At 72.4% G+C, this 13,604-nt stretch carries 13 protein-coding genes and 1 tRNA gene; 5 read left to right on the top strand and 9 right to left on the bottom strand.

The genetic code is table 11. The annotated features are described in order from the left end of the window. On the top strand, positions 1–470 hold a 470-nt coding region (locus I4I78_RS05040), incomplete at its 5' end, for a catalase (RefSeq protein ID WP_218610003.1). 61 nt (positions 471–531) lie between these two features. On the opposite strand, the gene I4I78_RS05035 is transcribed toward I4I78_RS05040, so the two are convergent. The 7 genes from I4I78_RS05035 to aceE form a co-directional block, all read right to left on the bottom strand. After that, a complete protein-coding gene (locus tag I4I78_RS05035; protein WP_218610002.1) occupies positions 532–1,791 on the bottom strand; it encodes a beta-ketoacyl synthase in 1,260 nt (419 codons plus the stop codon). A gap of 85 nt (positions 1,792–1,876) precedes the next feature. Beyond that, the gene (locus I4I78_RS05030; RefSeq protein ID WP_130289438.1) at positions 1,877–2,119 is read right to left on the bottom strand and encodes an acyl carrier protein; all 243 of its coding nucleotides are present in this window, start codon (positions 2,117–2,119) and stop codon (positions 1,877–1,879) included. A gap of 64 nt (positions 2,120–2,183) precedes the next feature. Then, a complete protein-coding gene (locus I4I78_RS05025) occupies positions 2,184–3,173 on the bottom strand; it encodes a beta-ketoacyl-ACP synthase III (RefSeq protein ID WP_308251907.1) in 990 nt (329 codons plus the stop codon). Beyond that, positions 3,170–4,099 (bottom strand): ACP S-malonyltransferase, encoded by a 930-nt coding sequence (locus I4I78_RS05020; protein WP_218610001.1) that lies wholly within the window; start codon positions 4,097–4,099, stop codon positions 3,170–3,172. The genes I4I78_RS05025 and I4I78_RS05020 overlap by 4 nt, the downstream gene beginning before the upstream one ends. A gap of 145 nt (positions 4,100–4,244) precedes the next feature. Further along, a complete protein-coding gene (locus I4I78_RS05015; RefSeq protein ID WP_308251906.1) occupies positions 4,245–5,597 on the bottom strand; it encodes a helix-turn-helix domain-containing protein in 1,353 nt (450 codons plus the stop codon). 110 nt (positions 5,598–5,707) lie between these two features. Beyond that, positions 5,708–5,914, bottom strand: coding sequence for a cold-shock protein (locus I4I78_RS05010; RefSeq protein WP_130289442.1), 207 nt, complete (start codon positions 5,912–5,914; stop codon positions 5,708–5,710). Positions 5,915–6,175: 261 nt separating this feature from the next. After that, complete coding sequence (gene aceE, locus I4I78_RS05005; RefSeq protein ID WP_218609999.1) at positions 6,176–8,947, bottom strand: pyruvate dehydrogenase (acetyl-transferring), homodimeric type; 2,772 nt, start codon at positions 8,945–8,947, stop codon at positions 6,176–6,178. A gap of 374 nt (positions 8,948–9,321) precedes the next feature. Here aceE and I4I78_RS05000 point away from each other — a divergent pair, with 374 nt between their 5' ends. The 4 genes from I4I78_RS05000 to I4I78_RS04985 all read left to right on the top strand — a co-directional run bounded on the left by I4I78_RS05000 (position 9,322) and on the right by I4I78_RS04985 (position 11,171). Then, complete coding sequence (locus I4I78_RS05000; protein WP_218609998.1) at positions 9,322–9,759, top strand: DUF3052 domain-containing protein; 438 nt, start codon at positions 9,322–9,324, stop codon at positions 9,757–9,759. A 77-nt stretch (positions 9,760–9,836) separates the two neighbouring features. Beyond that, the gene (locus tag I4I78_RS04995) at positions 9,837–10,295 is read left to right on the top strand and encodes a peroxiredoxin (protein WP_308251905.1); all 459 of its coding nucleotides are present in this window, start codon (positions 9,837–9,839) and stop codon (positions 10,293–10,295) included. A 48-nt stretch (positions 10,296–10,343) separates the two neighbouring features. After that, positions 10,344–10,418, top strand: a tRNA-Val gene (locus I4I78_RS04990). Positions 10,419–10,901: 483 nt separating this feature from the next. Continuing rightward, entirely contained in the window at positions 10,902–11,171 is a 270-nt protein-coding gene (locus tag I4I78_RS04985) for a hypothetical protein (RefSeq protein WP_218609996.1), read from the top strand. Positions 11,172–11,494: 323 nt separating this feature from the next. Here the strand turns inward: I4I78_RS04985 and I4I78_RS04980 are convergent, their stop codons facing one another. Together I4I78_RS04980 and I4I78_RS04975 are read right to left on the bottom strand one after the other, a co-directional pair. Then, positions 11,495–12,862: a HAMP domain-containing sensor histidine kinase gene (locus tag I4I78_RS04980; protein WP_218609995.1), complete on the bottom strand. Its 1,368-nt coding sequence runs from the start codon at positions 12,860–12,862 to the stop codon at positions 11,495–11,497. After that, a complete protein-coding gene (locus I4I78_RS04975) occupies positions 12,862–13,602 on the bottom strand; it encodes a response regulator transcription factor (protein WP_218609994.1) in 741 nt (246 codons plus the stop codon). Before I4I78_RS04975 ends, I4I78_RS04980 begins: the two co-directional genes overlap by 1 nt. Between the last annotated feature and the right edge of the window lie 2 nt (positions 13,603–13,604).

Here is a 13,604-nt window from a genome sequence, read left to right as displayed (position 1 = left end):
CCTCCGGCGAGAGCCTGCAGGGCCTGTCGCCGGGCTCCGCGCCGCCGTCGGTCCCGACGTCCGGCGCCGGTCCGGCCACCGTCGCGCTCAGCGACGACGCGGCCGGTCACCCGGCCGCCACACTGGTGCTCGAGCAGATCCAGCTGTACTTCAACGCGATCAACAACCGGGACTACCCGACGTGGACCCAGGTCGTCACCGACGAGCGGGCGGCCCAGCAGCCCCGCGACGAGTGGCTGCGCGGCGTCGGCTCGACGACGGACGGCACGATCCGGGTGGACCGGATCACCGACCTCTCCCAGGGCCGCGTGCTCGCGCTGGTCCGGTTCGTCAGCGTGCAGAACCCCGCCGACGGCCCGGACGGGCTCAAGGTCGGCCGGATCTGCTGGCGAGCCTCGCTGCCGATGGCCGGCTCGCCGCCGCGCCTGGAGGTCGGCGAGGCCGGCAGCACCCTGGGCGCGCCCTGCTGAAACGCCGTGCGCGGACACCGCTGCCGCAGCAGAGATGTCCGCGCACGAGACGCCGGGCCCTCTAGACCTTGGTGAACAGCAGCGACGCGTTGTGCCCGCCGAAGCCGAACGAGTTGTTGATCGCCGCGGTGGCCTCGGTGGGACGCGGCTCCCCGGCCACGACGTCGAGCTCCACACCCGGGTCGAGGTTCTCCAGGTTCAGCGTCGCCGGGATCAGCCCCTGCGAGAGCGAGAGCATCGTGATGATCCCCTCGACCGCCCCGGCCCCGCCGACCAGGTGGCCGAGCGCCGACTTGGGCGCGGTCAGCACCGGGTGGTCGCCCAGGGCCTTGCGGATCGCCACCGTCTCCCCGACGTCACCGGCGACCGTCGACGTCGCGTGGCAGTTGACGTGGCCCACGTCGGCCGGCTCGAGACCGGCCGTGCGGACCGCCGCCTTCATCGCCCGGGACTGTCCCACGCCCTCCGGGTCGGGCCCGGTGATGTGGTACGCGTCCGAGGTGAGACCGACGCCGGCGAGCCGGCCGTGGATCGTCGCGCCGCGGGCCTTCGCGAACTCCTCCCGCTCCAGCACGACCACGCCGGCACCCTCGCCGAGCACGAAACCGTCCCGCCCGGTGTCGAACGGCCGGGACGCCTTCGACGGGTCGTCGTTGCGCTGCGAGAGCGTCCGGGCCTGCACGAAGCCGGCCACGGTGATCGGCACGATGCAGGACTCGGCACCGCCGGCCAGGATCACGTCGACCTCGCCGGCCTGCAGCAGCCGGTAGGCCCAGACCATGGCCTCGGCCCCGGTCGCGCACGCCGACGCGGGGGAGTGCACCCCGCCCTTCGCGCCCCACTCGAGGCTGACCATCGCGGCCGGGCCGTTCGGCATCAGCATCGGGACGGTCAGCGGGGAGACCTTACGCAGGCCGTGCTCCTCGAGCAGGTCGTCCTGCGCGAGCAGGGTCGGTGCCCCGCCGATCCCGGCGCCGATCACGATCGCCAGGCGCTCGCCCTCGACCTGCGGGCTCCCGCCCTCGGCGTTCGGGGCGTCACCGAGACCGGCGTGCGCCCACGCCTCGCGCGCCGCGACGACCGCCACCTGCTCGCAACGGTCCATCCGGCGGGCCTGCACCCGGGCCAGCACGTCGGTGGGCTCCACCGCGAGCTGTGCCGAGATGTGCACCGGCAGGTCGAAGCGTTCGGTCCACTCCGCCTTGGTGGTGCCGACCCCGGACCGGCCGGAGAGCATGCCCTCCCAGGTCGAGGCGACGTCGCCGCCGAGCGGGGTGGTCGCCCCGAACCCGGTGACGACGACTCCGGAACCGTCGCTCATGATGTCTCCTTCCCGGCTCCGCGCGGAGGAACGAACCGCAGACGCGTGCTCCGCGGGGGCGCCGCCGCGCCGGCGCCGGTCGGGCTCACTGGTGCTTGGAGATGAAGTCGACGGCGTCGCCGACCGTCTTGAGCTCGGCCAGCTGGTCGTCCGGGATCTTCGCGCCGAACTTGTCCTCGGCCTGCACGGCGATCTCGACCATGGACAGCGAGTCGATGTCGAGGTCGTCGACGAAGGACTTCTCGGAGGTCACCTCGGCGGTGTCGATGCCGGCGACCTCCTCCACGATCTCGGCCAGGCCGGAGAGGATCTCAGCGTTGTCAGCCACGGTGGTGCGCTCCTAGCGTTGTCGGGTAGTGCGTTCGTGTCTCGTACAGATGGTGGTGCGTGGGCTACGGGCAGATGACGACCTGTCCCGCGTAGGACAGCCCCGCGCCGAAGCCTACGAGCAACATCGTGTCGCCGGAACGTACCCGTCCGGCGGTGCGCATGTGATCCAGCGCCACCGGGATCGAGGCCGACGAGGTGTTGCCGGTCGTCACGATGTCGTCGGCGACGACCATGTCCTCGCGGGCGCCCTTGGCGCGCAGGCGCTTGGCGATCGCCTCGACGATCCGCAGGTTCGCCTGGTGCGGGATCAGCACGTCGATGTCGGCGGGTTCGAGGCCGGACCGGGCGATCGCGTCCAGGGCGATGGGGGCGATCTCGCCGGTGGCCCAGCGGAACACCGTCTGCCCCTCCTGGTGCAGCTTGTTCGTCGTCTCGCCGAGGATCCGGATCGTGGTGGCGTGGTCGCCCGCGCTGCCCCAGGACACCGGGCCGATGCCGATGTCGGCCTCGGACGCCGGTCCGACGACGGCCGCACCGGCCGCGTCGGCGAAGATGATGCAGGTCGAGCGGTCGTCCCAGTCGACCCAGTCGGACAGCTTCTCCGCGCCGATCACCAGCACGTACCGGGCCGTACCGGCCCGCACCATGTCGTTCGCGAGGCCCAGGCCGTAGCAGAACCCGGCGCAGGCGGTGTTGACGTCGAACGCCCCGACGCCGACCGCCCCGAGCCGGTCCGCGACCTGCGCCGCGGCGTTCGGGATCGGGTTGGGCATCGTGCAGGTGGCGACGACGACGGCGTCGAGGTCGGCGGGGTCCAGCCCGGCGTCGGTGAGCGCGGCCCGCCCGGCGGCGACCGCCATGTCCGGCAGCGAGGTGTCGGGCCCCGCGATGTGGCGCTCGGCGATCCCGACGCGGGACCGGATCCACGCGTCGTCGGTCTGTACCCGCTCGGCCAGGTCGTCGTTGGTCACGACCTGCTCGGGGCGGAAGCTCCCGAGGCCCAGCAGCCGTGCCCCGGGGCTCGTCGGCGGCGTCCGCAGCCCGGCGCTCACTTCTCGCCCCGGTGCTCGGCGACGAGCTCGGCGGCCTGGTCGAGCTGCTCGGGCGTCTTCACGGCCAGGGTCGGGGTGCCCTTGAGCGCGCGTTTGACCATCCCGACGAGGGTGGCGCCGGGCGGGAGCTCGAGCGCGGCGGAGACCCCGTCGCGGCCGAGCGTGGCCATGCAGGAGTCCCAGCGGACCGGGCGGGTGACCTGGGCGACCAGACGCTCCAGGGCCTGCGCGCCGCTCGTCACGGGCTCGCCGTCGGCGTTGGAGAGCAGGGTGCGGGTCGGGTCGGCGACGGTGACCGACCGGGCGTGCTCGGCCATCGCCTCGCCCGCGGCCGCCATGTAGCGGGTGTGGAACGCCCCGGCGACCGGCAGCGACCTGACCCGCGCCCCCTCCGGCGGGGTCGCCACCAGCTCCTCGATCGCGGGGGTCGCGCCGGCGGCGACGATCTGGCCCGCGCCGTTGCGGTTGGCCGGGTCGAGACCCAGCTCGGACAGGCGCGCCAGCACGGTGTCCTCGTCCCCGCCGAGCACGGCGGCCATCGACGACGGTTCGGCCGCGCAGGCGGCGGCCATCTCGCGGCCCCGGACGCCGGCCAGGGCGACGGCGTCGTCGTCGGTCAGGACGCCGGCGATCGCGCACGCGGTGAGCTCGCCGATCGAGTGCCCGGCCAGCACGACGTCGTCGGGCAGCTCGACGTGGGCGAGCAGCCGGCGTGCGGCCAGCAGCCCGAGCGCCACGATGAGGGGCTGGGTGACCGCGGTGTCGGTGATCTCGTCGGCCTCGGCGGTGGTGCCCAGCCGGACGAGGTCGAGCCCCACGGCGTCGGACCAGCCGGCGACGGTCTTCTCGGCGTCCGGGTCCTCGAGCCAGGGCGAGAGCATGCCGGGGGTCTGCGCCCCCTGGCCGGGTGCGAGCAGGGCGATCACCGGGACATCACACACCCCTGGGTGGTCGTGGCGGCATACCGGCACGCACGAACTCCGGCACCGATAATTGGAGGGATCCTCCAACGATACGGGTGTGACGTAGCGGACAACACCGAACCACCTGCCCTGGTCTTTGTAGGGTTCATCAAACTCTTGCCGTCTCGGAGTCGGCCCCGGGACCGTTCGTGGCCGGGGCCCCGGGCGTGTCGCGCGGCGTCGACGCCGGTTCGCCGGACCCCGGGACGGGGGCCGGCGCCGTCTCGATCGTGCGGTCGGCGACCAGCGCCGTCCGCAGCACGAACGCCTGCCGCGGGTCCGACGGTGTCCGGCCGGTGATCTCGCCGACCCGCTTGAGGCGGTACCGGACGGTGTTCGGGTGCACGAACAGCGTCCGCGCGCACCCCTCGAGCGCGCCGCCGCCCTCCAGGTAGACGGCCAGGGTGTGCAGCAGCTCGCCGCCGGCCGCGCGCAGCGGACCGACGACGTCGGTCACCAGCCGGGTCCGGGCCGCCGCGTCCCCGCACAGCGCGCGTTCGGGCAGCAGCTCCTCGCTGCCGACCGGCCGGGGCGCGGTGGGCCAGCCCGGCGCGGCGCGCAGCCCGTCGAGGGCCTCGGCGACCGCGGCACTCGCCCGGGCCAGGTCGGGGCTCGACGGCCCGGCGACGACGGCACCCGGCCCGAACTCGCCGGCGATCGTCTCCAGCACGGTGGCCGGGTCGACGCCGGCGCGACCGTGCCCGGACTCGTGCAGCAGGACGACCAGGCGCCGGCCCTGCACGCCGACCAGGATCTGGTGGCCCAGCCGCGCGGCCTGCCGGCGCAGGTCGGTGAGCAGCTCGGGCGACTCCGCGGGGGTCGACGGCGCCGGTGTCGACGGCGCCGGTGTCGAGGACGGGTCCGGGCTGCCACCGGTCTCGGGCGGGCTGCCGACCAGGCAACGGACCGGGGCGTCGGGGTCCCAGCCGAGGGCGGCCGCGCGGGAGACGAGCGCGCCGTCGGTGTCGCCGCGCACCACCCCGTCGACGACCAGTGCCTCCAGCCGGGCGTCCCAGGCGCCGCGGGACTCGGCCGCCCCGGCGTAGACGGTGGCCGCGGCGAAGGCGATCTCGCGACCGAAGCGCAGCACGGACTCGGTGAGCACGCGTCGCTCGCGGGTGTCGGCGGCCAACGGGGGGAGGTGCTGTTCGAACACGTCGGCCGCGATCCGCACCAGCTCGACGGTCTGGCGCAGGCTGATCCGCCGGGTCAGGTCGCGCGGGGCGATCCGGAAGGCCTCGGCGGTGAGCCGGATGGTCGCGCCCGGCTCGGCGAGCCAGGCCACGAAGTTGCTCACCCCGGTCTGGGTGACCAGCGCCACGGCGGCGCGCTGGTCCGCGGTCAGCCGCGCGAACCACGGCTGGCGCTGCTCCATCGCGGCCATGCACGCCGCGGCGAGCCCGCCCGCCGCCAGCTCCAGGCGGCGCAGGGTCGTCGCCGCGACCGGCAGTTCGGTGGCCACGTGCGGCAGCATGTCACGCCGCGAGGTTCCGGGGGAGGACCGGCGAACGCCGATGCCCCCGGCGAGGCACGGACCGGCTCAGGGCCGCTCCGTGCGGTGCTCCGGTCGACCTAGACGAGCGGTTCGACCTTGCTGGCCTGCGGCCCCTTCTGGCCCTGTTCGACGTCGAAGGTCACGCGCTGGCCCTCGTCGAGGGTCTTGTAGCCGTTGACCTGGATCGCCGAGTAGTGCACGAACACGTCCGCGCCACCACCGTCGGGAGCGAGGAAGCCGTAGCCCTTCTCGCTGTTGAACCACTTGACGGTGCCCTCTGCCATTCTTGCTCTCCTCGTGCCTGAACCCCGCAGCGCCTCGCCCCGGGTTCCACACCGGCCCTGCGCAACGGTCCGCGCCCCGGCCGGGAGGCCGGCCACGAGACCACGTGACCAGCATCGCAGCGGAGCCTATCGTGATCTGCGTCGCTCGATAAGACTCTTCGACGTGCGGATTCTCCGAAGCCGGGACGAACAACGCGGCCCGCCGGGGGCGCCGGCGGGCCGCGATGCTATGTCGTCGGGCGTGTGGTCGGGGATGCCGACTCAGGCGTCGCCGGACTCGCTCGTCTGCGGACCGGCGGCCCGCGGGTCGTCGATCCGGTAGCCGGCGGCGGCCTCCGCGGCGAGCTTGGTCGGCACCGCGCCCTGCTTGCCCAGCGCGGCCAGCGCCGCCACGGTGATCGACTCGGCGTCGACGGCGAAGTGCCGGCGCACGGCCGGGCGGGTGTCGGACAGGCCGAACCCGTCGGTGCCCAGCGAGCTGAACGGCGAGGGCACCCACTGCCGGATCTGGTCCGGCACCGCGCGCATCCAGTCCGACACCGCGACCACGGGCGCCTCCGAGCCGCCCAGCGCCGTGCTCACGTACGGCACCACCGGCTCGTCACCGGGGTGCAGCAGGTTGTGGTGCTCGGCCTCCACGCCGTCACGGCGCAGCTCGCCCCAGGACGTCACCGACCAGACCTCGGCGCCGACGTCCCACTCGTCGGCCAGCATCTTCTGCGCGGTCAGGGCCCACGGCACCGAGACACCGGAGGCGAGCAGCCGCACCTGCGGGCCGCCGGTCTTCGGCGCCTGCGCGTAGCGGTGGATGCCGCGCAGGATGCCCTCGGTGTCCACGCCCTCGGGCTCGGCCGGCTGGACGTAGGGCTCGTTGTAGACCGTCAGGTAGTACATGACGTTCTCCGGCGACTCGCCCACCATCCGGCGCAGGCCGTCCCGCACGATGTGCGCGATCTCGAAGGAGAACGCCGGGTCGTACGCCATGATCGCGGTGTTCGTGCTGGCCAGCAGCAGCGAGTGCCCGTCGTTGTGCTGCAGGCCCTCACCGGTCAGCGTGGTCCGCCCCGCGGTGGCGCCGACGAGGAAGCCGCGGGCCATCTGGTCGGCCGCGGCCCAGATCGAGTCGCCGGTGCGCTGGAAGCCGAACATCGAGTAGAACACGTAGACCGGGATCATCGGCTCGTCGTGCGTCGCGTACGAGGTGCCCGCCGCGGTGAACGACCCGACCGAGCCGGCCTCGTTGATCCCCTCGTGCAGGATCTGGCCCTGCTCGGACTCCTTGTAGGCCAGCATCAGCTCCGCGTCGACGGAGGTGTACTGCTGCCCGTGCGGGTTGTAGATCTTCTGCGTCGGGAACATCGAGTCCATCCCGAACGTGCGCGCCTCGTCCGGGATGATCGGCACGAACCGGCCGCCGATCTCCTTGTCCTTGATCAGCTCCCGGAGCAGCCGGACGAACGCCATCGTGGTGGCGACCTCCTGCTTGCCCGACCCCTTCTTGATGAAGTCGTAGACCTTGTCGCCGGGCAGCACCAGCGGCTTCGACGTCGTGCGGCGCGCCGGCAGCGGGCCGCCGAGGGCGCGGCGGCGCTCCTGCAGGTACTGGATCTCCGGGGCGTCCTGGCCGGGGTGGTAGTACGGCGGCAGGTACGGGTCCTTCTCCAGCGCCGCGTCGGTGATCGGGATGCGCTGCTCGTCGCGGAACTGCTTGAGGTCGTCGAGCGAGAGCTTCTTCATCTGGTGCGTGGCGTTGCGGCCGGCGAAGTGCGAACCGAGCCCGTAACCCTTGATCGTCTTGGCCAGGATGACCGTCGGCTGGCCGTGGTGCGCCGTCGCCGCGGCGTAGGCCGCGTGCACCTTGCGGTAGTCGTGCCCGCCGCGCTTGAGGTTCCAGATCTCGGCGTCCGACATCGGGTCGACCATGGCCTTGGTCCGCGGGTCGCGGCCGAAGAAGTGGTCGCGGACGTAGGCGCCGTCGTTGGCCTTGTAGGTCTGGAAGTCGCCGTCCGGGGTGGTGTTCATCAGGTTGATCAGGGCGCCGTCGCGGTCGGCGTGCAGCAGGGAGTCCCACTCCCGCCCCCAGACCACCTTGATCACGTTCCAGCCGGCGCCGCGGAAGAACGACTCCAGCTCCTGGACGATCTTGCCGTTGCCGCGCACCGGCCCGTCCAGGCGCTGCAGGTTGCAGTTCACCACGAACGTCAGGTTGTCCAGGTTGTCGGTGGCCGCGACGTGAATCAGCCCGCGCGACTCCGGCTCGTCCATCTCGCCGTCGCCGAGGAACGCCCACACGTGCTGGTCGGCGGTGTTCGAGATGCCGCGGTCGCCCAGGTAGCGGTTGAACCGCGCCTGCATGATCGCGTTCATCGGGCCGATGCCCATGGACACCGTGGGGAACTCCCAGAAGTCCGGCATCAGCCGCGGGTGCGGGTAGGACGGCAGCCCGGCGCCCTTGCCGCCGTGGCTGAGCTCCTGGCGGAACCCGTCCAGGCGGTCCTCGCTCAGCCGGCCCTCGAGGTAGGCGCGGGCGTAGACGCCGGGGGAGGCGTGGCCCTGGATGTAGATCTGGTCGCCGCCGCCCGGGTGCTGCTTGCCGCGGAAGAAGTGGTTGAAGCCGACCTCGTAGAGCGTCGCCGAGGACGCGTAGGACGAGATGTGCCCGCCCACGCCGATGCCGGGCCGCTGCGCGCGGTGCACGGTCATCGCCGCGTTCCAGCGGATCCAGCGGCGGTAGGCGCGCTCGGCCTCCTCGTCGCCGGGGAACCACGGCTCACGTTCGGTCGGGATCGTGTTCACGTAGTCGGTGCTGGTCAGCGACGGGACGCCGACGTGCCGTTCGCGCGCGCGCTGGAGCATGGTGAGCATCAGGTACCGGGCCCGCTGCTGACCGGCGTTGTCGAGGACCGAGTCGAACGACTCCAGCCACTCGGCGGTCTCCTCCGGGTCGATGTCCGGCAGGTGCGCGGCGAGTCCGTCGCGGATGATGTTCACGCGTCGTGGTCCGTCGCCGGCCTGGCTGCTCTGGGCGGTCAAGGGTTCTCCCTGCCTTCGATCGTGGTGGCCGGGTGTCCGGCCGTGCGTGGTCGTCGCGTCCCGGCCGTCCACCCGCCCGGCCACGGTCGTGGCGGGCGGTGATCCCCGGGGCCCGGTCCCATCGTGCCTGTTCCGCGCCGCGCTCGAAACTTCAGCTCGGTCACCGACGTGTCTGTCGTGTCTCCCGCGTCGTCGGCCGGTCGGGTGTGCACACTGCCCCGGACAGGACCTTCCGACTATGGTGGCGCGGAGTGTCGGGCAGGTGAGTGTTGCGCGCGGTCCGTCCCGCGTGTTCGGATTCCGCATCCGAACCGGCGGCTCGCGCGAGCCTCGCAGCCGGACGGCGAAGCGATGGTTGTGTGAGAGGGGAACGAGTGGTGGCCGCGGAAGATGCCGGACGCACGTCCGACATCGCGGGCAAGCTCGGCGTCGAGCCGGGCATGGTCGTTCAGGAACTGGGATATGACTCCGACGTCGACGACGCGATCCGTGCGGCCGTCGAGGAACGGAGCGGCGAGGAACTCCTCGACGAGGACGCGCAGGAGGTCATCGACGTCGTTCTGTTGTGGTTCCGGGAAGGTGACGGCGATCTCGTCGACACCCTCGTCGACGCGCGCACGCCGCTCGCCGACAACGGTGTGGTCTGGGTGCTGACACCGAAGACGGGCCGCGACGGGCACCTCGAACCGTCCGAGATCGCCGAGGCGGCGCCCACCGCCGGGCTGTCCCAGACCTCCAACGCGAGTGTCGGCGACGATTGGGCGGGCGCCCGGCTGGTCGCACCGAAGGCGGGCAAGGGCCAGAAGCGCTGAGCGTCGGGCCCCTCGGGGTGATCTAGGCTCGGGACGCGGTCGATACCGGCCGGATCCCGAGCGAGGAGATGCACCACGTGGCACCCGAGGTAGGAACCGACGCCCCCGACTTCACCCTGCCGGACCAGAACAAGCAGCAGGTGAGCCTGTCGTCGTTCCGCGGCGACAAGGCCGTCCTGGTGGTGTTCTACCCGTTCGCGTTCTCCGGGGTCTGCACCGGCGAGCTCAACGAGATCCGTGAGGACCTCGCGACGTTCCAGAACGACGACGTCCAGGTCCTGCCGGTCTCGGTGGACCACCCGTTCGCCCTCAAGGCGTGGGCCGAGGCGCGCGGCTACGACTTCCCGCTGCTCTCGGACTTCTGGCCGCACGGCGCCGTCGCCGAGTCGTACGGGGTGTTCAACTCCGACGCCGGCTTCGCCCTGCGCGGGACGTTCCTGATCGGCAAGGACGGCGTCGTGTCGTTCGCCGAGGTGAACGGACCGGGCGAGGCCCGGGACCAGGACGGCTGGCGCAAGGCCCTCGCGGCCCTGTAGAAACCCCTCCGAGGACGCCGGTCGGGTGACCACGATCTGATCGGCGACGGGCGCGTAGCTCAGCGGGAGAGCACTCGGTTTACACCCGAGCGGTCGCAGGTTCGAACCCTGCCGCGCCCACCACCTGACCAGCGCTCTCGCTCTTGCCAACAGCGCCCCGTCGGGGGTGCCGCAGCGTGACGGTTGGGGCCGGCGAGTCCTACGGGACGACTTCGCGAACTGTTGTTGCTGGGCGGAGCGGGGTGCGTGGCGCGCCGGTGGACAGTGGTCGGCGGGCCTGCTTCGACACGGATGGATCCGACGACGCCGCCTCCCACCCGCAGCGGGTGTCGGAGCGGCAGTGTCCGCGTGGCTCCCCAGACACGCGTACGAACCGGATCAGATCCTCGAGGGCCCGTTGCGACGGCGCTCCCGGGCCCGCCGACCACCTGTCCTCCTTCCTACCGCCGGGGGTCGAGGGACGGTGCGGATCGGGCGACATCGTCAGGCAGTCGTCAGGGGAGTGACGGCAGGTGGGCGTCGGTGGCCGGCCTCGGTCGTCAAGGGGTGCGATCGTCAGCGGATTGCCAGGTCCGCCGGCTCGTCCGTTCGGGAGAATCCATCGGCGTGGGAATCGAGATGAAGGCGACGACGGACGCGTCCGCGACGACCCGACCGTGCGGCGAGGCGATGCCGGCGATGGCGGCCATGCTCGTTCGCGAGTTCATGACCTCGGCCTCGCCCCAGGAGGTCTGTTCCGAGGTGCGCAACGCAGCCCGGGACCTGCACGGGCAGATCGCTCCGGAGTCGCTTCCCGAGATGGCGTATCGGCTCGTCCGGGGCCGGCTCCTGCGTCGCGTCCGGGGCGGGGACACGATGACGGCGCGGGGTGCGTGAACCGGGCGCCGTGAGCAGCCGACGGCGTCGTCCGCACGACACCGGTCAGCTGCCGGGGCCGGTGGGTGGCGGACGAGCTCCCGGCGTCGTCCCGGGGCCCGGTGTCCGAGCGGGGGTGCTCTCCGGCCTCACCGTCTGCGGCACGGGCGGACCTGTGGAGCTGTCGGGTACGACGGTGACCGTCGGTGTCGGCGGCGGTGCCGACGTCGGATCGATCCTCTCCGGTTCGTCCTCGGAGGTGACACCGCATGCGGCGAGCAACGGCGGGCACAGGAGCACGATGGCGACAGCGGCCGCGACCATGATCGGTGAACGGCGCCCGGTCATGCCGGGGCCCCGGGCAGCTCGATGATCACGCGCGCGCCGCCGCCGGGGCGTTGCTCGATCCATACCTCTCCTCCGTGGGACCGGATGTGGCGGGCGACCAGCGCGAGCCCGAGACCGCTTCCGCCGTCGTCGGCCCGTTGACCGGCCGACAGGCCACGCGCGAAGCGTTCGAACACCTCCTCGCGCAGCTCCGGCGGGATGCCGGGGCCTGCGTCGTCGACCTCCAGCCGGGCCCGCCCGTCCTGGCCGCTCACCGTGATCCGGACGACCCCGCCGGCGTGGGCGTCGGCGTTGTCGAGCACGTTGCCGATCGCGTGATCGATGCGCCGGCGATCGGCACGGATCGACGGAGGCCGGCCCAGCACCTCGACGGGAACGCGACCGCGACGTTCGAGGACGGCACGACGAACCAGATCGACGAAATCACAGAGATCGAGATCGCGTTCGTCGAGGCCGGATTCGTTGCGGGAGATCTCCAGGAGATCCACGACCATCCGGTGGAAACGGTGGATGTCTCCGTCGAGCAGGTCGACGGCCTGCCGTGCCGGCTCCGACAGCTCGCCGCGTCGCCGACGCAGCACGGCGACGGCGTTGATGAGGGTGGTGAGCGGGGACCGCAGTTCGTGGCTGACGTCGGCGGCGAAACGTGCATCGCGTCGGACGCGCTGCTCCAGGGCGTCGGCGGTGCGGTTGAAGGTGGTGGCCAGTGGTGCGAGGTCACCGTCACCGCCCTCGGGCAGGCGGGTCCCGAGATCACCGGCGGCGACGCGTCCGGCGGCAGCGTTGAGCTCGGTGAGCGGACGAAGGGCCTGCCGTGCGGCCCACCACCCGATCCCGAGACCGAGAACGGTGCTCGCCGCGACACCGCCGAGAAGGACGGCGCTGAGGAACCGCAGGGTGCGGTCGAGCTCGACGAGGGGGAACAGCTCCACGTAGAGGGCGTTCTGGGTGGAGATCGGCAGCCCCACGGCGAGAACCGGGATCCCGCCGGAGACGATGCGTTGACGGACCGCGGTGCCCGACCCCGCGAGCTCGACCAGCTCCGAGGGGAGCGAGTCGGGATCGAGCTGCCGGCCGCTGGTGGTCCAGTTGCCCTGCCTCCGGAGGGCGATGGTCGTGTCGGGGCCGCCGGCGATCCCGGTGAGGAGGTCGCCCAGACCCGCCGGCGCCCCGTCGGTGAGTGACTGCTCCACCAGCCGGACGTTCACCATGGCCTGACGGGTCGCGCTCTGCTCGCGCTGTGAGAGCAGGTAGTTCGAGGCCAGGTTCCACGTCGCGACGCCCAGGAGCCCGGTGACGGTCATCGAGACCAGCGCGAACGCGGCTCCCACTCGTCGGCGCAGGGTGAACCGGGGCGGCCGCATCAGCGGGGGGCGACCTTGTATCCGGCTCCCCGGACGGTGAGCACGACGGTCGGCGTGTCCGGGTCGGGCTCGATCTTGCGTCGGAGCCGACGGACGTGGACGTCGAGCAGCCGCGTGTCGCCGAGGTAGTCATAACCCCAGACACGCTGCAGCAGCTCCTCCCGCGTCACGACCCGGCCCTGCGCGGCGGCGAGCTCCACGAGCAGCCGGAACTCGGTGCGGGTCAGATGGATCTCCGCGTCCGAGCGGCGCACGGTCCCCTCCTCCGGGTACACCGCGATGTCGCCGAGTACGAAGCGCACCGTCGAGCTGCCGTCGCTCGGGCGCCGCCGGCGCAGCAACGCGCGGATGCGCGCGGTGAGCTCGCCGGCGACCAGCGGTTTGGTGACGTAGTCGTCCGCTCCGGCCTCGAGCCCGTCGATGACCTCGCCGGTGTCCGACCGGGCGGTCACGATGATGATGGGCAGGTCGCCCCGGGTCCGTAGCGTGCGGCAGACCGACAGCCCGTCGATGCCGGGAAGCATCAGGTCCAGCAGCACGAGATCGACCGGCGCGCCGTCCAGCCCGGCGAGTGCCTCCTCCCCGGACACGGCCGTGCGCACCGCGAAACCCTCGTCGTCCAGGGCGAGCGCGAGTGCCTGACGGATACGGGGGTCGTCCTCGACCAGCAGCACCCGGATACGCCCGGAGCGCGGAACCGTCGTGCTCGACCCTCGGCCGCTGTCGGGGCCTGAGGTCATGT

It is taken from the genome of Pseudonocardia sp. KRD291, assembly GCF_019263595.1.
Lineage (GTDB): Bacteria > Actinomycetota > Actinomycetes > Mycobacteriales > Pseudonocardiaceae > Pseudonocardia.
Note: the sequence above shows the minus strand (reverse complement) of the source record. Positions and strands in the feature narration are given on the sequence as shown.